This window comes from Pelagibacterium sp. (assembly GCF_048264985.1).
Classification (GTDB): Bacteria; Pseudomonadota; Alphaproteobacteria; order Rhizobiales; family Devosiaceae; genus Pelagibacterium.
This window is the reverse complement of the sequence record NZ_JBLXCL010000001.1, coordinates 62053-81424: the sequence shown is the minus strand read 5'-3', so window position 1 is coordinate 81424 and position 19372 is coordinate 62053. Positions and strand designations below refer to the sequence as shown.

Sequence of the window (19372 nt, the reverse complement as noted above, 5' to 3'; positions counted from 1 at the left end):
ATCAGGCAACCTCACCCTCCTGCCGAGGCTAGGCACCGATTCCCAGCACAGGGTAGAGCGAAGCGATCAGCAGAACGGCCATCGTGATATTGAACACCCGAAGCCGTGTCGCGCTCGAAAGCCATTGACGCACAACGGTCCCCAGCCACGCCCAAACAGAAATCGCCGGGAAACAGACAAGCGCAAATGCGCCGGCGACGATCGCCACAGACAAGAGCGAACGGTCGGGTGCGTAGAGCGTGATGGCCGACAGCGCCATTGCCCAGGCCTTCGGATTCACCCATTGGAAGGCTGCGGCTTGCACAAGACTCATCGGGCGTCCTGCCGCTGGGCGGTCCGGGCTTGGCGCTGCTGTGGCAATCTTGAAGGCCAGCCACAACAGATAGAATATCGAGGCGATCTTGAGCACAGTGTTGAGCGCCGGGATGGCGTCGAACAGCGCCATGAGGCCCCCGCCAACCAGCAGCACCATGAGCGACACCCCGCCCATGATCCCGAGCATGTGCGGTATCGTTCGGCGAAATCCGAAATTTGTCCCCGATGCCATCAGCATCAGATTGTTTGGCCCGGGCGTGATGGTCGTCACGAAGGCAAACCCGAAAAGGGCTGAAAGAAGGGTAAGGCTCATTATGTGGCTTTCCGTTGCGAATGCGGCAATGTTAGAAGCACAAAGCCGCAATGTTCCGTCAAATGTGGCTCGATAGCGCCCGATTGGACAATTAATGACCGGTATCGACCAGATTGATCAGAAAATATTGCGCGCGCTGCGCGACGATGGACGCATCACCAATGTGCAGCTGGCCGAACGGGTCAGCCTTTCCCCCTCGGCCTGCCTGCGCCGCGTGCAGGAGCTCGAGCGCTCAGGTGTCATCAGGGGCTATCGGGTCGTAACCGATCCCGAACGGACCGGCCGCGCGCTTGCGGCCTATGTTCTCGTCGGCCTGTCCTCGCACACCAAGGATGCCCAGCAAGGGTTCGAGCGCGCCATGGCGCTGGCGCCCGAAGTCGTCGAATGCCACAACATCGCCGGCTCTTTCGAATATCTGTTGCGCGTGGAAAGCGCCGACCTCGCAGACTACAAGCGTTTTCACACCGAAGTTCTGGGCACACGCCCCCATGTGCACGCGATCACGTCCTATATCGTCATGGGCTCACCCAAAGACGAACGCGCCACCTGATCCGGCTTCCCAAGCGCACGGAGGCGCTGGATGGCGGTCCATCATGGAGGCGGTCGAGCTTCCATGGGGACAATCAGGCCCCAGGGCGTCTCCCGTTCGCCCCCGGTGATTGTAAATCCGAGCTTGGCATAGACAGCGATGGCTCTTGTATTTGTCGGATGGGGATCGACGGCGATGACCGGAGCGCCGGCTGCAAACAATTGATGCATCCTCTGCCCGATAAAGGCTGTGCCATGGCCCCGGCCGATCATCGCCGGGTCGCCGATATACTGGTCGATCCCGCGCGATCCGTCGGGCAGATGCGCGAAATGATGTTCGTCCCATCCATGGACCGTATAGTCCTGCATGTACGCAAATGGCGTCCCGCCCAGCGCCACCATCATTCTTGAAACCCGGTCATCGAGCAATTCCTCCCGATCATACGGCGCGTCATTGCCCCACCACTTGCGAACATGGGGATGGCTCTGCCATGCCCGAAGGCGAGGCAAATCGCTCATTGCAGCGGGACGAAAAACGTACTCTGCCGGGTCCATATGCCCACTTTACCGGTCAGCGTGGCGAGAGGAAGCCCGGATGCAAATCCATCGTTGCAGACGCCGAGCGATAAGCGATCCCCCGCGAGACGACATCTCACCAGCCCCTATGTCGGCGATGTGCCTGATTGGTCCGCATCTGATAAGGGATAGCCCACGCAGATCAGAATAAGCGGCGTCACGGGCGCGCGAAGTCCGAGTATGTCGGCACACGCCTCATCGTTGAAGCCCCCCACCCAGACACACCCAAGCCCCTCCGCCACGGCTTGAAGGTGCAGGTTCTGTGCCGCCGCTCCGGCCTCCAGATACACATATCGCGCGCCGCGGCCCCCGAAGGGCTTCTGGTCGGCAAATTTACGACTTGGCGTGACCATGTCCGCGCAAACCGCAACGATGCACGCAGCATCGGTGATCCATGATGGCGCATCGACACAGGCCCGCTTCAGCCGCTCGCGCAGATCCTCGGGTGCATCGACATGTTTGAAGCTGCGATCGCTGCGATCGAGTTGATAGAGGCTGTGCGCAAGGCCCTCCACGCGGTTTGGAAGGCAGTACATGTCAAGCGGATGGATCGCATGCGCCGATGGGGCGGTCCTCTTGCCGTCCGAAGACGTGATCCCTTGCGCTGCCCACATCAGTTTCTTGAGCGCGTCGAGCGGAATGTGCTCGTCGCTGAATTCCCGAACCGTACGACGGCGTGTGAGAACTTGATTGAGGCTAAGATCGGTCATCAATCAGCATAATGATCATCGACCTGCCAGAAGCAACCCGTGGCGCCAACATCGCCGAAAAGAGCCCCAGATGTTGCCCAGGTCGATGTTCAGCCACGAATGGCGGGCCGATTGTCATTTGGAGGTGATCGAATACAACGATAGGCTCTTCACAAGCGTCGCCTTGGTTGAGCTGAACTCAATAAAGATGGCGAAGGGCTGCTGAACCCCGCCCACGGTCATTGTGCCGTTGGCAGCCCCGATTTTTCCGTGGCTGATGGCATGGGTGATGTCCACAGCGCTCACGCCTTCGGGCACGCCGGGCAGCGCGGCACCATCCTGCAGGTGCGTTGCCAGGTTCGCGCCCGTAAAAAGTCCGATAACAAGTTCTTCAACAAAAGCGTTCTTTGGCGAGTTCTTGCAGTCCGCACTCCGCGTTATCTTCATGGCCCTTCTCCTTTCCAATCAAGACGCACAACCGGCCCGTATTCCGACACCTCGCCGCGTCGCGATCAAGTCTGGATTGTTTCGGCAGGGGGACTGGCGGTGGAAATCGGTCCGGCGGCATTTGGACAGAAAACGGGAAAGCAGGCGCAAATATCGACCGACACATGCAAGCCTTGTAGCATCTCTTGATGTTGTGTTCGTACCTGGTGATCCGATGACCAACGACGGCTATTTTCCTCAATCCGTGGCAAGGACTTACGACGCGGATCACGGCGGGACCGACCCGGGGCTGATTCAACAGACGGTCGAGGTGCTATATGACTTGGCCCAGGGCAAGCCTGCTTTGGAGTTTGCCATAGGAACCGGCAGAATTGCGTTGCCTCTGTCCGAACGCGGATGTCGCGTCGCCGGGATCGAACTCTCGCAAGCCATGGTGGCCGAACTCCGTAAGAAGGAGACCGGCAATCCAATCGAGGTGGCGATCGGCGATATGACCCAAACCCGAGTAGAAGCAGAATTCTCACTCGTATTTCTTGTCTTCAACACCATCGATAATTTGACCACGCAAGAGGCGCAGACTGCGTGCTTCCGAAACGCCGCCGAACACTTGTCGAGGGGAGGTCGCTTCCTCATCGAAACGCAGGTGCCCCCGATTCAGAAGTTGCCGTTCGGGCAAACAATGTCTGCCTTTGCCTGTTCACCAGGGCATATGGGGATCGACGACATTGATATTGTTACACAACGCTACACCTCCAATCACGTGTGGATGGGTGGGGATCAGACGACGTCGCTGACAATTCCGTTTCGCTATGTCTGGCCGTCTGAACTCGACCTCATGGCTAAACTCGCCGGACTGGAGCTGGAACACCGCTGGAGCGATTGGGACAAGTCGCCGTTTGATCGCTTCAGCAAGAGCCATATATCCGTTTGGCGAAAGCACTGATGCAACCAGAATGACGGACGGCCTGGCGCAGTTACACGCGAAAACCGCCATCCTGATCCAGCCGCTTCGGGCAGCCCAGCACCGCCCGTAGCAGGCACGCGGGAAGCTGAACCAGGCTGGCACCCCGCCGGTCAGGTGCGTTTCTAGTGGAATGGAGCGCCCCTGAAGCTGACCGATACGAAGTTTGCCGTCTCGGCGATGGGGTCTTCTGCAGGACGTCCGTGAAGGGGGCGCGCAATCTACAAACGGTTGGGCGCTGCCTCTGAGCGCAGACCTGCTACGCTGTATGGCGGATTCCGAACCTGTCCGCTTGAGGGGCATCGGCGTTGTTCGCTTCTGCGGCCGAAAACGATCGAAATCTTCTGTCATGCTCTTGAGGGCTTCGACAAAAGCGATTGCCTGCAGTCGACCCGGTTCACCAAGTCCATGGCGGGAGGCGTGTTGAAGGCGCGGCGCTGCCTGGAGCGGAATTTCATAGCCCCGCCTTCGCTGGAAGAACTGGCAGCCAAATCAGGACTGAGCCGCAGCACGCTGTGCACAGGTTTTCGTCGGATGCTGGGCCAGTCAGTCTACGACTATATTCGCGATCTGCGCATGCAACAGGCACTTTTGCTGCTCACCGAATGCGATGATCCGCTCACCCAGATCGCCTATGCTGTCGGCTACAATCGCCCCTCTAGCTTCTCATCTGCGGCAGAGAAGCAGACCGTTCGGGGGTGCCAGCTCCCGACATCATTCGCGTCGGCGTGGGTTTGATGATCCAATGATGTGTCGGCTCTCGTTCGCTTTTCGGGAGTGGTCTGAGCCTGTGAGCAGCGCAATGGGGCGGAAACGCGCCGCACTTCCATCATTGCCCGGCAAGGAACCGGCTGCCAGCAGCCAGATCCGCCGTCCAATTGCTTGACGGGTCAAATATAAATGTGACATATAAAGTTACATGAAAAACGGCGACCTCTCTCACTCCGCTTTTGATGCAAGCCATGCTCAAAACTATGCTCAAGGCACACCGCGCAAGGTGCCGGGGTTCGATAGCCTGCACAAAATGACAGCGCAGCTTATGGCAGAGCGAGCGCCGGAAACAGCAAGGATTTTGGTGCTGGGGGCCGGCGGTGGTCTGGAAATAAGGGCGCTGGCCCAAGCCCATCCCGGCTGGGTTTTTGACGGCGTGGATCCCTCAGCCGAAATGCTCGCTGCTGCCCATCGGACAATCGGCGATTCCGGAAACCGTGTCGCCTTGCATCAGGGGTATATCGATGACGCTCCTGAGGGAATGTTCGATGGTGCGGTGTGTCTTTTGACCCTGCATTTCGTGGCCAAAGACCGGCGGCTGTCAACACTGGGGGCAATCAAGCGCCGCCTTGTTCCCGGCGCACCATTCGTTCTCGCCCATATCAGCTTTCCCCAGACCGAGCCCGAACGCAGCCAATGGATTGGCCGCCACATCGCCTTTGGCGGTGGCGACCCGCAAGACGAAGCCGCCCGAGCCGCCATCGCCACCAAACTCTCCATCCTCGCCCCCAAGGAGGACGAGGCCATGCTGGAGGCGGCAGGATTTACCGATATCTCCCTCTTTTATGCCGGCCTGAGCTTCCGCGGCTGGGTGTGCTACGCCTGACAGCACCGGACACGCCGTATGACATCTCTGTTTGGGGAGAGAGCTGCCCTCAACCCGCAGGTCCGTGAGAGGTTTTCCATTCAGCCAGGCCAAAGCCGCAGATACTCCCACCCTCGCTGTCCCGGACGTGATCCGGGACCCAGCGGCCGTGCCGGGCCAATAGAGATTGCTTCAGGGCACCTTGGCTCCGGTGTGCACCTGGGCAGCCTGGGCGCGGCAAAGATCCACAGCGCTGGCCCGAAATCCGCTGTACTTCCCACCTCTGTTAAGCTGATGTGCCGCTATGCGACCTTGCGCGCCTTCTGATCTGCGGCAAAAGCCTTGCCGAACCGGTTGGCAAGAAAAACGTCAAGGTCGATATCTTCTTGCGCCACAAAACCCTTTTGCGGCAGATCGCCTGCCGCCAGCATGTCGAGCACGGTCGCGATGCCCGAAGCTGTTGTGATCTGGATTGCCGAGCGTTCCTTTTTGCCCACATAGCCTGAAAGCACAGTGCGCTCGAAAATCTCGTGGGCGGGTTGCCCGTTCTTTGTACCCGTCACATCGACACGGATCACCACCATGTCCTGCTTGGTAGTGGTCAGCGCGTGCCGGAAAATGTCCAGCGCCAGATCGCGGCGCGCCTTGAGATTCAAATCGTTGAGCAACAGTTTCATGATCCGCGCGTGGCCCGGATACCGGATGGTGCGGTAGTTGAGCGAGTTGACCTTGCCCAAGAGTTTCGCCGGAGTCGAACCGAGCCCGCCCGAGGTGTTGAACGCTTCATAAGCGACACCATCGATTGTGAGCGTTTCGATATCTTCGAGCGGAGCGATCTCGGCCATCTCGCCATCAACGATGGCTTCGCACGGTTCGCAATATTCGTTGATGACGCCTTCGGGCGACCAGGTCAGTGCGTAGTTGAGCACATTGGTGGGGAACTGGGGCAGCGCGCCCACCTTCATCTTCACGGCGTCCAGCGTGTCGAAGGACTTTGCCAGGCTCATTGCGGCGATGGCGATGAACCCCGGCGCCAGACCACATTGGGGAATGAAGGCGCTCTGGGCGTTCGCTGCGATCTCTTTGACCCGGCGGGTCGATTTCACGTCTTCGGTCAAATCGAAGTAATGGACATTGGCAGCCGCTGCCGCTTCGGCAATCCGTGTGGTCAGCGAATAGGGGGCCGCGGAGAGCACTGCGAATTTTCCCGTAAGGATGTCCTCGAGGGCGCCGGGCTCGGCAACTTCGCAGCGCGCGGTTTTGACTTCAGCGTCAGTGTCGAGCGCCGCCAGCGCCTCGGCTGAACGGTCAACGACTGTGACGGAATAATCCCCGCTCTGGCTCAGCATGTCCGCAATGGTTGCGCCAATGCGTCCGGCGCCGATGACAACGATCTCTTTCATCCCAAAACCCCTCTTGGTCAAAGATCACAAATGTTGGGGCGCCGAACGCTCAACTCCATAGCATTTGGCGCCATTGTTTAAGATGATGCCATGAAGTATCGTTGATTAGCAGCCTGCGTTCAGGCACAATTATGCCTTCATCTACTCAAATAGACGAAAATTTACGCCATAATGACGAAAATTAACGCCGACCGCCAACTCATCGCCCTGCTGCGCGAAAACGCCCGTACGCCGGTGGCCGAGATTGCAAGAAAGCTAGGAATATCAAGGAGTACGGCTCAGTCGCGGCTGGAAAAGCTTGAGCGGAACGGCACGATTGCCGGCTATGCTGTCAAGCTCTCCTACGACTATCTCGCTGGACAGATTCGCGCCCATCTCATGGTCACCGTGGCCCCCAAACTTGCGCCTAAGGTCTTCAGATTCCTCGATGATCTGATTGAAGTCCGCACCGTCCACTCGGTCTCGGGCAGCTTCGACATGATCGTCATCGTCGAAGCCCCCTCAGTCGCCGAACTCGATACAGTCATCGACAAGATCGGCGCCCTGGACGGGGTCGAGCGCACACTGTCATCGATCGTTTTGTCGACGCGCATCGACCGCTAAGTCATTATATAAACTTGCAAAAGCTTGTGTGCCAGAAAGAGCCCGCCACGCCTGCGCACACCCCGCAGCTAGGCATTGATTGGCTGTCCGCGTCCAATGGCCATGTCCTTGCTGTCGAAGCAATGGAGGTCTGAAGTCTTGGCTGTCAGGCTAATTTTCTCGCCTTTTCTCAACCGGCGCTCCGATCTGCTCGATCTGCCCGCCATTCAACACCACAATGCGATCTGCCAGCGTCATGGCTTCCACCTGGTCGTGGGTGACATAAATCATTGTTGTATCCGGCAAGCCTCCTTGAGCTTGGCCAATTCAACAGGCGTCGCCACACGCAGGGCAGCATCAAGGTTGGACAGCGGCTCATCGAACAGGAAAACCCGCGCTTCGCGCACAATGGCGCGGCCAATTGCAACGCGCTGACGCTGCCCGCCTGACAATTCGCGCGGATAGCGCCGCAGATAGGGCGTCAGTTGAAGCATTTCTGCCGCGGCTATGCCTCGTTTTCAATCGTCGCCTTGTCGGTGCGAGCGACGCGCAAACTGTATCCGAGATTATCGAATACCGTCATGTGCGGATGCACTGCATAGGCTTGGAAGACCATGGCGATGCCGCGCATTGCCGGCGCAATGTCGTTTGAGCGATTGCCTTCGATATAAAGATCACCGGCATTGATTTCTTCAAGTCCGGCGATCATCCGCAGCAAAGTCGACTGGCCCCTTTTGGGCTCGTATCAGATGGCGCCGTGTCAGAGCCAAGCCAGTAAGGGATTCGGCCCTTTTCAGCCGAAAACAGCAGTTCCCGTGCCCAAACGCTGCACAATACCGGTCAGCGCGCCTGCCATGACAAGACCAGTCGCCAGCGCGGCAAAGCTTAGCCACAAGCTCAGCTTGCCGAGTGCCGCTCTCAATTGAGTGTTTTGGGGGGCTGGGACTTCGATACGCGTAAGCTGGTGAACTCTCGTCAAATAACGACTGACCATAAAAATATGGAGCGCTATTGCAGCAAATATCAACGCGACAACTGCACTAACGACCAGCACATTTCCGCTGGTCATGACGAGAGCGCTTCCCATGACCAGGAGAGCATTGACCAACGACAGACCTGCTGCGGCTAGAAAAATCAGGCGCGCCAATAGAGTTATCCTGTTGTAACAAAGGCTATTTCCGGATTTCGTAAAGCCGGTAGCGGTCGTCGGAGTTGCCGAACGCCATGAGGAAGTGATCCTCGGCGATCTTGTAAATTTCCGCAACAGCGTCGAACGCGCGCTGCTCCTCGGTGGCCCCGCCATCTGACAGGGCTGAATATACGCGCGGTGCTTCGTAGCCATAATAGAGCGCGCCGACAAAGATAACTGTTTCATTATCCAGTTGGGCCAACAGACCTCTGTGGCGCTGGCTGCCTGAATTCTTGTCGAACACAAGCGTTTCGCCCTCAAGATAAATGCTGGCTGGAAAGTACGGGTAGATGAAGGCACCCAGACCATTTGCCTGCAAGGAGCGCATGCGCCAAGTGCCTTCGAGGGCGCCAATTGAGAATGGCAGGTACTCAGCTGCGATCAGCTGCTCGAATTGTGGAATGGCATCGATCGTTTCTTGGTCATCGCTATTGAGTTTGAGCTGGTCGAGCCGGGCGGCAAGTCCGGCTTTCCAGCCCTGAGCAAGAGATTGATCGGCAGGATGGAGCCGTTCAAACAGCGACTTTGCATAGCGATCGGGATCGGGAGTCTGAGCAAACGCAGACACACTGAACATCACAGCGAGCAGCGCTACGGCAAAGTGCTTCATGCTGGCTCTCCCATCAACATAGGAAACGCGCGGGAAGTACTCTCAAAATGCCCCAATGCACGAATATGGCACCAAACCGCTATTGTGTGATTTTCCGTCCTGTACCGGCATCAAAGCAATGCAAATGTGCGTGCTGGACAAAGATCGAGAGCTTGTCGTCGTGCTCTCCGGGGTGAATGCCCTGCGTGCGCAAAACCAGTTCCTTGTCGATGCCTTCGGCATGAGCGTAAACGAGACTTTCTGAGCCGACCAGTTCAACAGCGTCCACGATGACGTCGATCTTAAGGTGGGGTTCTGCAGGAGCTGCAAGCGAAATGTCCTCTGGTCGTATACCGATCGTTCCGCATTGAGATGAAACATGTTCTGGTAGCCCTCCTGCGACACGCGCAAGCGCCTGGGTCTCAAGAAGGTTCATGCCCGGTGAACCCATGAATCCGGCAACGAATACCGACGCGGGATTGGCATAGATCTCGAGCGGTTTTCCGACCTGCTCAATGATACCGCTGTTCATCACAACGAGCTTGTCGGCCAGCGTCATTGCCTCAAGCTGATCGTGGGTGACATAGACCGATGTGGTGCCCAGGCTACGCTGCAACCTGCGAATCTCAACTCGCATCTGCCCACGGAGTTTGGCATCGAGGTTTGACAATGGCTCATCGAACAGGAATGCTTTGGGCTTGCGCACGATGGCTCGCCCCATTGCGACACGTTGGCGTTGCCCGCCGGAAAGCTGACGCGGCTTACGGTCGAGAAAGGCCTCAATCTCGAGAATACGCGCGGCTTCATTGACGCGTTCGTCGATTTCGGTCCTAGGCGTCCTGCGGTTTTTCAATCCGTATTCAAGATTTCCGCGCACGCTCATATGCGGGTAGAGCGCGTAATTCTGGAAGACCATTGCAATGTCGCGCTGGGCGGGCTCGAGGGCGTTAACGACAGTGTCGCCGATCCGCACTTCTCCCGAGGTGATGGATTCGAGCCCGGCCAGCATGCGCAGCAAGGTCGACTTCCCGCAGCCGGAGGGGCCGACGAGCACCACGAGCTCGCCGTCGTCTATCGAGAGGTTGATGCCTTTGATCGCCTCGACATTGCCGGGATAGACTTTGCGGACGCCGGAGATTTCGATTGTAGCCATTGGTGTTATTTCTCGGTTTCGACGAGGCCCTTAATGAACAGGCGCTGCAAGAGGAGGACGACGAGTACAGGCGGAACCATGGCGAGCATCACTGTTGCCATGACGAGGTTCCAGGCAGGTTCTCTGTCGGTATTGGCCATCAGCCGCTTGATGCCCATCACGATCGTATAAAATTGCTCTTGGGTGGTGATGAGCAAGGGCCAGAGATATTGCACCCAGCCGTAGATGAACATGATCACGAACAAAGCGGCGATGTTGGTAATCGAAACGGGGATCAGGATGTCCTTGAAGAACTTCATCGGTCCTGCGCCATCGACGCGCGCCGCCTCCATCAATTCCTCCGGCACGGTCATGAAGAACTGGCGGAACAGGAAGGTAGCGGTTGCAGAAGCGATGAGAGGCAAGGTCAGACCGGCATAGGAATTGAGCAATCCCAGATTGGCGACAACAGCGAAGGTCGGGATGATGCGTACTTCCACAGGGAGCATCAGGGTGACAAAAATCATCCAGAAGGCCAGCATCCGGAACGGGAAGCGGAAATAAACGATGGCAAAGGCCGACGTTATAGAAATTGAGATCTTGCCCACGGCAATGATCATTGCCATCCAGAACGAGTTGCCTAGCATCAACCACACCGGCGGTGTGCCAGCCACTTCCAGCCCCGAGCCGAGCATCTGCGAATATGTAGCGCCCATATTGTCGCCCGGCAGAAGCGGCATGACGCCACGAATGAAGGTCGTGGGTTCGTGGGTGGACGCAATGAAAGCGACATAGACCGGAAACGCGACAATCAGTACGCCGACGATGAGAATGAGATGAGTGAGGAAATCGAGCCAGGGCCTGTTTTCAACCATGTCTGGGTCCTTCCTAGTAGTTGACCCGGCGTTCCACGTAGCGGAACTGGATGAAGGTGAGGATGATCACTATGGCCATCAAAAGTACCGATTGGGCCGAGGAAGAACCGATATTGAGCCCAGCCACGCCATCGGTATAGACCTTGTAGACCAGCGTCATTGTTGCTTGGCCGGGCCCGCCCTCGGTCGTGGCATCAATGACCCCGAAGGTCTCAAACATCACGTAATTGATATTGATGATCAGCAGGAAAAACGTTGTGGGCGAGAGCAGCGGGAACACGATCGTCCAGAATCGCTTGAAGGGTCCGGCGCCATCGATCGAGGCAGCTTCAGACAACGATGCGGGGATTGATTGCAGCCCGGCAAGAAAGAACAGGAAATTGTACGATATCTGCTTCCATGCAGCCGCGATGGTAATCAACGTCATGGCCTGGGTACCGTTGACGCGATGGTTCCAGTCGATGCCGAACCAGTCGAGTACATACGGGAGCAGTCCTATCGTAGGGTTGAAAAGAAACCACCAGAGTACGCCGGCCACAACCGGGGCGACGGCATAGGGCCAGACCAACAGGGTCGTGTAGGCTCTGGCGGTGCGCAGTACGCGGTCCACGCAGACCGCCATGAGCAGTGCCAGTCCCATGGAAAGCACTGTGACCGAAACGGCGAACACAGCGGTGCGACCAAGCGCGTTAAGATAGCTGGGATCGGAAAGAATACGGGTGTAATTTTCCAACCAGACAAACGTCGTGCGGAAGCCGAATGGATCCTCGCGTTCGAAGCTCGATTTGACAGCCTGGCTGGCTGGCCAGAGAAAGAATATCGCGGTGATGGCCAGCTGAGGTGCAAGGAGCGCGTAGGGAAGCCAACGATTTGTGAAGATCGACCGCTTGGTCTGCATTCAACACCCCTGGAAATTGTGCCATTCGCCGGTCTTCTTGCACTGGACCGTTTTGAAGCGAGAGGCCCCGGCCGGAAAAGCCGGGGCCAGATTGCTTGATGTCAGAACCGCTTAGGAATTGGCGGCCTGGAAATCACGCAGGATCTGGTTAGCGCGTTCGGCGGCGGAATCCAGAGCTTCCTGGCCGGTTTTCTCGCCAGCGAGAACAGACTGCAGTTCCTCGTCCATGACCATGCGAACCTGGGGCATGTTGCCGAAGCGCAGGCCCTTGGAGTTCTCGGTCGGAGCATTGAGGTTGATCTGTTCGATAGCAGTGTCGGCGCCGGGGTTCTCTTCGTAGTAGCCCTGCTCCTGGCTCAGCTCGAAAGCGGCTTGGGTGATCGGCAGATAGCCGGTACCCTGGTGCCATTCCGCCTGAACTTCGGCGGAAGACAGATAATCGAGGAAGGCTGCCGTTGCCTGGTACTCTGCTTCATCATGGCCAGCGAGAACCCAAAGCGTTGCACCACCAATGATCGAGTTCTGCGGAGCACCTTCTACATCATCATAATAGGGAAGCATGCCATAACCGACCTCGAAGTCGGCATTGGCGACGACACCGGCGCGGGATGCCGAGGACCCCATGTAGATGGCACATTCGCCAGAATAAAATGCCGGAGCATTGTCTGAGCCGCCGGCTGGGCCGCCATAGACGAAGATGCCGTCATCCTGCCAGCGGGCCAAATCATCCCAGAAACGAGCAACGAGCTCGTTGTTGAAGGAAAATTCAGTGTCCAGGCCGCCAAACCCGTTTTCCAGAGTGCCGTAGGATACGTTGTGCAGCGCCGAGAGATTTTCCGAGCCGATCCACGTTGCAGTATATGTGATGGCCATGCCGCAGCTTGCAGCGCCCGACTCAATGATCTGGCGCGAAAACTCTTCTGCCTGAGCCCAAGTTGTCGGAGACGTTTCAGGATCGAGGCCCGCAGCTTCGAATACGTCTTTATTGTAATAAAGGATAGGGGTGGAGGAGTTGAACGGCATCGAGAGCATGTTGCCGCTCGTGTCGGTATAATACCCTGTGACGACGGGCAAATAGACCGATGGGTCAAAATTGTTGCCGTGAGTTTCCATCAATTCGTAAACGGGATAAACAGCGCCCTGGGCTGCCATCATTGTACCGGTGCCGACTTCGTAAATCTGGACGATGGTGGGCTGTTCACCGGCGCGGAAAGCGGCGATGGCATTAACCATTGTCTCTTCATATTCGCCGCGATACGAGGCATTGACTGCATACTCATCCTGCGACGCGTTGAAGTCTTCGGCGATAGCGGCAACGCGCTCGCCCAGTTCGCCGCCCATCGAATGCCAGAAGGAAATCTCAGTCTGGGCAAATGCCGACGAGGCTCCCAGGAAGAGGGCCACACCGGCGGTGCCGCTGGCCAAAACTGTCTTGAACATGATGTTCTCCCGATCAATGTCATTGCGACCGCATCCGGCCGATGGCACAAAACCATGGGCGTGATGCCTAGACCGGGCGTGCAAAGCTCAGGTGACGGAATCGTGATGATTGCATGACAGTGGAAAACCCCGATACGCATGGCATAGGGCTTAACGGCAAGCTCGCGATGCCTCCTCTGGCCTCCTCCTCACGCCACGATCATGTGGCCGAACACTCCGCATTTTTGCGTGAGTGACTGCGACATTGTGACACTATCGTCATGAATGGCAACCCAGTTCAGCGTTTTGCCGCTGTCTTCCTGAAAATGGCAAATACCTCGACATGGGCTGAGTAGGCGAACTGGTCGACCGGCGTAACCGGCCCAATGGCATAACCGCCAGCGATCAGGACGCCGGCGTCGCGGGCAAAACTCTGCGGATCACAACTGACATAGGCAATCGTTGCAACATTTGACTTTGCAAGTTCTTCGGCCTGAGCCCTGGCTCCGGCCCGTGGGGGATTGAGAACGACAGCATCGAACCTGTTGAGTTCGAACGCGCCAAGTGGTTCCCGGAACAAATCGCGCCGTTCGGCAATAATTGGCTTTAGCCCTTTCGTGGTTCGCTTGGCCGCGTTCAACGCGGAAATTGCCGGGCCATCTGAATCGGCTGCAAAGACAGGAGCGCGGGCGGCAAGTCTTAGGGCAAAGGGCCCGACGCCGCAAAAAAGGTCGGCCACATTTCTCGCACCCTTGACGGCATCAGCCACGAGTTTTGCAAGCGTCTTTTCGGCTTGGCTGGTCGCCTGCAGGAAACTTGAAACCGGCAGCGGCACTGAGGACCGGCCGATCGTTGCCATCGGCGGGCGCAGTAGGATCAGAGCTTCGCCATTGAGCGAGAGTCGCGCCAGATCGAAGTGCTGCGCGACAGCCACTAGTCGTGCGCCCGGTTTTACGCCCTTGGCTCGGACAGCAACATCAAGACCCATGTCACTTGCGGTAAAGCTCACGTCACACGGTCCAACCGCAGCTGCGATCGCACGCGCTATATCGGTAGCATGCGCTAGGTCAGGCACCAGAATAGGACAGGCGTCGAGATCATGAACGTTGCGGCTGCGCAGCGCCATAAATCCGGCAGCCGATTGCGTGGCATGCAAGGTGGCCCGGCGTCGGCCGATGCCGTGCGCCGAAACAGCGTCGTTGACCTCTGCCACAATGTCGGCGCGCGAAAGCGCCTCAACCACACGATTTCGTTTAAATTGGTGGTACCCATCAGGTTTGAGGTGCTGGAGCTGGCAGCCACCGCACGCTCCGTAATGGGGGCAAAAGGGCCGGCGTCTAAAGGCGCTGGGATTGACAACATCAACGAGCTGCCCGCGATCGCCCTCGATTTCGGCAATGACGGTTTCGCCTTGCAGGGTCAGAGCAACAAAAACCGGCTTGCCCTCAAGGATTGCAACGCCCTCACCGCGATGGCCGAGCCGGTCGATGGTGAGGGTTTGTGTCGATTTCATTGTGTGCCGGCGGTAAGACGGTCCTGAACGGAGCTTCGCTCGGGAATGGATGGCTGGGCGCCGGCCGTTAGACAAGCAATTCCCGCTGCGACCGAAGCCGTTTCCATGGCCAGGGACAGCGCGAGCCCATCGGCAAGGCCCGCGGCGAGATAGCCTACAAAGGTGTCTCCGGCGCCAACAGTATCGATCGGTTTGATCTTGAGTGATGGAACGCTGGTCACAGCGCCCGCGGCAACAGCCACGGCGCCGCGCGAACCGAGCGTCGCCACAACGGTGTTGCCGAATTTCTCCGAGAGCCAAGACACGGAGGTGGTTTCATCGAATTCGGGAGCGTCGAGCATTTTGAGCACACCAGCCAACTCGGTTTCGTTGACCACGAGCACGTCGACATTATCCAGAAGCCTCAGATCGAAATCCATGAATGGCGCGAGATTGAGGACAACCTTCGCGCCGTTTGCCCGCGCCAGCGCCGCAGCTGCGAGCACGCCTTCCATTGGTGTTTCGAGCTGCAGCAGCAGGTAGTCGCCCTGATCGATACCCGCCTGTTCCAGCGCTGCTGCCGTCAGCCGTGAATTGGCGCCGGGCAGGACGGTAATCATGTTTTCCCCCGCGTCGTCGACGATGATCAGAGCTGTTCCTGTATGCCGGTCCATGCGCCTCACACCGGACAGGTCGATTTCGGCCTCGCTCAATAATGAAAGCGCGCGCGTTGCGAAGTCGTCACCACCAACACACCCCACCATCTTGACCGCAGCACCTGCCCGGCTGGCCGCAAGCGCCTGATTGCCACCTTTGCCGCCCGGCGAAAATTCAAGGCTCGTGCCCAGTACGGTTTCGCCTGGCCGCATAAGTGTCGGAGCGTGACCAATCAGGTCGATGTTAATGGAGCCGAATACAACGATCACGACATCTATCCTCCGGGGCGTGTTTTTTCTCCTTGTGCCAGATGAAAAGCATCGAACTCAAACGATTTCGTCACACGGTCCCAGCGATCCGCCAGAGTATGGCCCGAACTGTGCACTTCACGGCGGAAATTGCGGGCAAAATTCTAATTCAAAGAGTAGGAGCCCAGGGAGGTCTCACCTCACAACGCTCAATCATGCTGATATGCATTGTATGTTTCAACACATCGATCGCGCCTCAACCAGCCATCTTTGCCAATCGATATGGTTGGGGTCCGTTACGTTCAGTCCCCGTTCAGCCCCGAGAGCCGAAAAGGTGCGCATCGAGAATTTTAGAGCCCCAAGGAGATTTGAACGATGACGTCTATTTCAAAGCCTGTGGCGCTTGCAGCGCTCACCACAATCCTAATGACAGCATCTGCCTTCGGGGATGGCCTGACCATCACCGGTGACATCGCATATCGCGAACGCATAGCGCTTCCGGAAAACGCAGTGGCCACCGTCGCGCTGGTGGATGTTTCGCTTGCCGATGCGCCCGCGGTCACCATCGGGCAGGACATTATAGATCCCGCAGGGCAAGTGCCTATCGGCTTCGTTGTTGATTTTGATTCCGACGCGATCGTCAAAGGGAATTCGTACGCTATTTCTGCGCGAATCGAAGTGGATGGCGAACTCTGGTTTATCAACGATACGCGCATTTCTGTCGATCCTCTGGCACAGACCGAGGTAGTCTCGGTGCCGCTCGTCAGTGCGCGTAGCAGTCAGCCGAGCGCGGACGATGAACTCGACGAAGCGCCTGTGGATTTTGACTTGTTGGGTACCAGTTGGGTGCTGACGATGCTGGGCGATCAGCCTGCGTCGACCGACTTTGAAACGACGCTGCATTTTAGCGATACAGAGGCATCATTGGGCGGCGTTGGTGGATGCAACTCTTATGGCGGTACCATCGCTTCTCAAGGCGAAGGCAGCTTGATCATTTCGAACGTGTTTTCAACGATGATGGCTTGCGATGACGCAAAAATGAGCCAGGAACGCGCCTACTTTGACGCGTTGAGTATAGTGTCAGGCTATGGGATAGAGGACGGGGTTCTCACGCTCGTCGACCAGGACGGCAAGGTGCTTGTTGCCCTTACGGCTCACACTTCAGAATGAGTCGTCGCGGCGCGTTTCGGGGTCCATCAGCACATGGACCCTATCGGCGCCGAGTCGTGCAAGCTTGAGCAGCATTGCCTTACGTCGCGCACTGGGAAGCGGTGCGTGCTGTGCCGGGCGCAGAATTTCGCCCCAATGGCCGTCGGCGGTCATCAGGCCCTCATCGGCAGGAAAAATGTCTCCATCCAGTTCCGGCGGCTTGCAGAAAAAGAACCTGTCGCAGAAATCCTTGTAGTTTGGCCATTTGGCATCGACCTTGTAATCCATAAGGCTGGATTTGATTTCCACGATCCAGATTTCGCCTTTGCTACCCAGCGCGATAACATCGGCACGGCGCCCGTTTGAAAGCGGAACCTCCGCAAGGCATGTCATGTCGTGTACGGAGCGAAGAAAACGCATGACTCCGCGTTGCACCCGCAGCGCTGTCGGCGATTGCCGACCATCGACGATCTGAGGGGCGGCGCTGGATTCGCTCTGGTTCATGTTCACATTTTATAATCTCCACGTCGCCATGACCAGTCGATAGGTTCAAATCACGGCATCAGCGGAAACAAGTCCGCCATTGCGCTCGAGAAATGCAACGATTTCCTGGACACCCTCACCGCGTTTGAGATCGGTAAAAACGTGAAGTTGGCCCGCTCGCATCCGTTTTGCATCTGCATCCATGACGGCTAAATCCACCTCGACATAGGGCGCAAGGTCAGCCTTGTTGATGACCAGCATGTCCGAACGGGTAATGCCCGGACCGCCTTTGCGCGGGATTTCTTCTCCCTGGCACACGGAAATGACGTAGAGTGTGATGTCGGCGAGATCGGGCGAGAAGGTGGCGGCCAAATTATCGCCACCAGATTCGATAAATACGATATCGAGATCAGGGATGCGCTCGCGAAGCTCAGCGATGGCCCGCAAATTGATCGAAGCGTCTTCGCGGATCGCGGTATGCGGGCATCCTCCGGTTTCGATTCCCAGTATGCGTTCCTCTGGCAGCGCCTGCAGGCGGGCCAGCATCATGGCGTCTTCCTTGGTGTAAATGTCATTAGTGACGACACCTACCGAGTATGTCTCCCGCATGGCCTTGCAGAGCTTTTCGGTAAGCGTTGTCTTGCCCGAACCCACAGGGCCACCGATGCCAACGCGAAGCGGTCCATTTTTTGAACTCATGATCGAAAAATCCTTACACCGAGGTCTTCATGGTTCAGGCTTGCAATCTCGGAGCCATAGGACAACGCAGAGATATCATCCAGGCAAGCCGAAATCGCCCTGCTTGCCAATTTTGCAATCCTGGGTTCAAGGGCGGCCTGAATGGCAAGGCCCGCCGTCTGCCCCAGCGGGATTAGCCGAACGCCGACCGATATCTGCTGGGCCACTGCGCTGTTTACAAACCCGGCAATAGCGGCTCCAGGCAAAACGCCATGCAAACCCGCCATGGCGCCAAATGCTACAGGTAAGGCCATGGGATTTTTAAAGGCAGCGCTGAGCGCGTCTGCCATGGGTATGGGCCATGCTGATGCTGCCTGAATAAAGGAGTGCCCCTGTTCGCGCATTTCCTTGTCTCGCTCAGCCGATATCTGCAGTGCCAGACACAGTTCATTGGCCTCGGACAGCGCTGTCCAGTTCCCATTGGTCACTGCTCGGGCAGCGATGGCGAGAAAATAGGCATCGGTCCGCAGTCCGCCGCGATGAAGCTGGCCACCGATCCAATCTGCAAGGTGGTCCTGGTCCCTGATGCGTCCATCTGCGATGGCAGTCTCAAGCCCCTGGCTATAAGCAAATCCGCCGATTGGAAATGCCGGCGATAGCCAGGAGAAAAGCCGGATCAGTGGTGTCTGATTATCCATGATGATGGTGTGTATGGCCATGCTCATGGCCCCAATAGGCCCCGCGCAGCGGTGAAAAGGCGGCGCTTATCTCGTCAATCCGAGCCCCAAGGCCCTCAAGCATGTCTTTAATGACATGGTCGCGGCCGATCAGCAGGCGGTGAGGGGTGCCCGCCCTGGCTTCGATCTGGCAGGGCAGGTGGCGGTTGCCTATATGCCAGCACAATTGAGCGAGATGCGACGTGCTCTTACCAGTGATGGCATAGAGAGGCTCATTTGCGGCGATGATTTCGGCAAACCGGCCATCTTCGAGTTTGAGGGCATCCCCTGTTTCCAGCGCCACTGTCTGAGGCAGATCGACAAGAACATCGAGACCATTGTCCAGCGTCAACAACTTGCGGCGCAAAGCGCGCTGATCGTGGGCAAGTTCGGCTCGCCCGGCAAGTGTGCCTTGCCATTTGCCTTTGGCTTCGAAGTCTGTCGCGCGCATTGCATC

General features: G+C 57.5%; 23 protein-coding genes and 1 pseudogene. 6 read left to right on the top strand and 18 right to left on the bottom strand.

Annotated features, from left to right (window positions below; translation table 11 throughout):
- Window positions 1–28 precede the first annotated feature (28 nt).
- Entirely contained in the window at window positions 29–628 is a 600-nt protein-coding gene (locus ACN0TA_RS00450) for a LysE family translocator (protein WP_417578697.1), read from the bottom strand.
- Window positions 629–722: 94 nt separating this feature from the next.
- Here ACN0TA_RS00450 and ACN0TA_RS00445 point away from each other — a divergent pair, with 94 nt between their 5' ends.
- Entirely contained in the window at window positions 723–1178 is a 456-nt protein-coding gene (locus ACN0TA_RS00445) for an Lrp/AsnC family transcriptional regulator (RefSeq protein WP_417578695.1), read from the top strand.
- A 41-nt stretch (window positions 1179–1219) separates the two neighbouring features.
- Here ACN0TA_RS00445 and ACN0TA_RS00440 read toward each other — a convergent pair whose 3' ends face one another.
- The 3 genes from ACN0TA_RS00440 to ACN0TA_RS00430 form a co-directional block, all read right to left on the bottom strand.
- Entirely contained in the window at window positions 1220–1711 is a 492-nt protein-coding gene (locus tag ACN0TA_RS00440) for a GNAT family N-acetyltransferase (protein ID WP_417578693.1), read from the bottom strand.
- A 107-nt stretch (window positions 1712–1818) separates the two neighbouring features.
- Window positions 1819–2442 (bottom strand): nitroreductase family protein, encoded by a 624-nt coding sequence (locus ACN0TA_RS00435; RefSeq protein WP_417578691.1) that lies wholly within the window; start codon window positions 2440–2442, stop codon window positions 1819–1821.
- 114 nt (window positions 2443–2556) lie between these two features.
- A complete protein-coding gene (locus ACN0TA_RS00430) occupies window positions 2557–2868 on the bottom strand; it encodes a hypothetical protein (protein ID WP_417578689.1) in 312 nt (103 codons plus the stop codon).
- Between the two features lie 214 nt (window positions 2869–3082).
- Between ACN0TA_RS00430 and ACN0TA_RS00425 the strand changes: the two genes are divergently transcribed.
- The 3 genes from ACN0TA_RS00425 to ACN0TA_RS00415 all read left to right on the top strand — a co-directional run bounded on the left by ACN0TA_RS00425 (window position 3083) and on the right by ACN0TA_RS00415 (window position 5426).
- Window positions 3083–3811, top strand: coding sequence for a class I SAM-dependent DNA methyltransferase (locus tag ACN0TA_RS00425; protein ID WP_417578687.1), 729 nt, complete (start codon window positions 3083–3085; stop codon window positions 3809–3811).
- Window positions 3812–4252: 441 nt separating this feature from the next.
- The gene (locus ACN0TA_RS00420; protein WP_417578685.1) at window positions 4253–4567 is read left to right on the top strand and encodes a helix-turn-helix transcriptional regulator; all 315 of its coding nucleotides are present in this window, start codon (window positions 4253–4255) and stop codon (window positions 4565–4567) included.
- Window positions 4568–4748: 181 nt separating this feature from the next.
- Window positions 4749–5426, top strand: coding sequence for a class I SAM-dependent methyltransferase (locus tag ACN0TA_RS00415; protein WP_417578683.1), 678 nt, complete (start codon window positions 4749–4751; stop codon window positions 5424–5426).
- A gap of 281 nt (window positions 5427–5707) precedes the next feature.
- On the opposite strand, the gene ACN0TA_RS00410 is transcribed toward ACN0TA_RS00415, so the two are convergent.
- Window positions 5708–6808 carry a saccharopine dehydrogenase C-terminal domain-containing protein gene (locus tag ACN0TA_RS00410; RefSeq protein ID WP_417578681.1) on the bottom strand — a complete coding sequence of 367 codons (1101 nt, stop codon included), beginning with the start codon at window positions 6806–6808 and terminating at the stop codon, window positions 5708–5710.
- A 171-nt stretch (window positions 6809–6979) separates the two neighbouring features.
- On the opposite strand from ACN0TA_RS00410, the gene ACN0TA_RS00405 reads away from it, so the two are divergent.
- Entirely contained in the window at window positions 6980–7411 is a 432-nt protein-coding gene (locus ACN0TA_RS00405) for an Lrp/AsnC family transcriptional regulator (RefSeq protein WP_417578679.1), read from the top strand.
- 168 nt (window positions 7412–7579) lie between these two features.
- On the opposite strand, the pseudogene ACN0TA_RS00400 reads toward ACN0TA_RS00405, so the two are convergent.
- The 9 genes and pseudogenes from ACN0TA_RS00400 to ACN0TA_RS00360 form a co-directional block, all read right to left on the bottom strand.
- Window positions 7580–8120: pseudogene (locus ACN0TA_RS00400) on the bottom strand (ABC transporter ATP-binding protein); the annotation flags it as partial.
- A 63-nt stretch (window positions 8121–8183) separates the two neighbouring features.
- On the bottom strand, window positions 8184–8537 hold the full coding sequence (locus ACN0TA_RS00395) for a hypothetical protein (protein WP_417578677.1): 354 nt from the start codon (window positions 8535–8537) through the stop codon (window positions 8184–8186).
- Between the two features lie 25 nt (window positions 8538–8562).
- Complete coding sequence (locus ACN0TA_RS00390; protein WP_417578675.1) at window positions 8563–9189, bottom strand: DUF4893 domain-containing protein; 627 nt, start codon at window positions 9187–9189, stop codon at window positions 8563–8565.
- Window positions 9190–9268: 79 nt separating this feature from the next.
- The gene (locus tag ACN0TA_RS00385; protein ID WP_417578673.1) at window positions 9269–10321 is read right to left on the bottom strand and encodes a sn-glycerol-3-phosphate import ATP-binding protein UgpC; all 1053 of its coding nucleotides are present in this window, start codon (window positions 10319–10321) and stop codon (window positions 9269–9271) included.
- Window positions 10322–10326: 5 nt separating this feature from the next.
- Window positions 10327–11175: a sn-glycerol-3-phosphate ABC transporter permease UgpE gene (ugpE, locus tag ACN0TA_RS00380; protein WP_417578671.1), complete on the bottom strand. Its 849-nt coding sequence runs from the start codon at window positions 11173–11175 to the stop codon at window positions 10327–10329.
- A gap of 13 nt (window positions 11176–11188) precedes the next feature.
- Window positions 11189–12073 carry a sn-glycerol-3-phosphate ABC transporter permease UgpA gene (gene ugpA / locus ACN0TA_RS00375; protein ID WP_417578669.1) on the bottom strand — a complete coding sequence of 295 codons (885 nt, stop codon included), beginning with the start codon at window positions 12071–12073 and terminating at the stop codon, window positions 11189–11191.
- Window positions 12074–12184: 111 nt separating this feature from the next.
- Window positions 12185–13513, bottom strand: a complete 1329-nt coding sequence (gene ugpB / locus ACN0TA_RS00370) for a sn-glycerol-3-phosphate ABC transporter substrate-binding protein UgpB (protein WP_417578667.1) — start codon at window positions 13511–13513, stop codon at window positions 12185–12187.
- Between the two features lie 277 nt (window positions 13514–13790).
- Entirely contained in the window at window positions 13791–15005 is a 1215-nt protein-coding gene (locus ACN0TA_RS00365; protein WP_417578665.1) for a class I SAM-dependent RNA methyltransferase, read from the bottom strand.
- Window positions 15002–15910 carry a ribokinase gene (locus ACN0TA_RS00360; protein WP_417578663.1) on the bottom strand — a complete coding sequence of 303 codons (909 nt, stop codon included), beginning with the start codon at window positions 15908–15910 and terminating at the stop codon, window positions 15002–15004. Before ACN0TA_RS00360 ends, ACN0TA_RS00365 begins: the two co-directional genes overlap by 4 nt.
- 354 nt (window positions 15911–16264) lie before the next feature.
- On the opposite strand from ACN0TA_RS00360, the gene ACN0TA_RS00355 reads away from it, so the two are divergent.
- Window positions 16265–17059 carry a YbaY family lipoprotein gene (locus ACN0TA_RS00355; protein ID WP_417578661.1) on the top strand — a complete coding sequence of 265 codons (795 nt, stop codon included), beginning with the start codon at window positions 16265–16267 and terminating at the stop codon, window positions 17057–17059.
- Here the strand turns inward: ACN0TA_RS00355 and ACN0TA_RS00350 are convergent.
- Genes ACN0TA_RS00350 through ACN0TA_RS00335 form a run of 4 tightly spaced genes read right to left on the bottom strand, consistent with a single transcriptional unit; the run spans window position 17051 to window position 19366 of the window.
- Window positions 17051–17542 (bottom strand): MmcB family DNA repair protein, encoded by a 492-nt coding sequence (locus ACN0TA_RS00350; RefSeq protein WP_417578659.1) that lies wholly within the window; start codon window positions 17540–17542, stop codon window positions 17051–17053. The genes ACN0TA_RS00355 and ACN0TA_RS00350 overlap by 9 nt on opposite strands.
- Before the next feature lie 45 nt (window positions 17543–17587).
- Window positions 17588–18220, bottom strand: a complete 633-nt coding sequence (ureG, locus tag ACN0TA_RS00345) for an urease accessory protein UreG (protein WP_417578657.1) — start codon at window positions 18218–18220, stop codon at window positions 17588–17590.
- Window positions 18217–18918 carry an urease accessory protein UreF gene (locus ACN0TA_RS00340; protein ID WP_417578655.1) on the bottom strand — a complete coding sequence of 234 codons (702 nt, stop codon included), beginning with the start codon at window positions 18916–18918 and terminating at the stop codon, window positions 18217–18219. The genes ureG and ACN0TA_RS00340 overlap by 4 nt, the downstream gene beginning before the upstream one ends.
- Window positions 18890–19366: an urease accessory protein UreE gene (locus tag ACN0TA_RS00335; protein WP_417578653.1), complete on the bottom strand. Its 477-nt coding sequence runs from the start codon at window positions 19364–19366 to the stop codon at window positions 18890–18892. The genes ACN0TA_RS00340 and ACN0TA_RS00335 overlap by 29 nt, the downstream gene beginning before the upstream one ends.
- Between the last annotated feature and the right edge of the window lie 6 nt (window positions 19367–19372).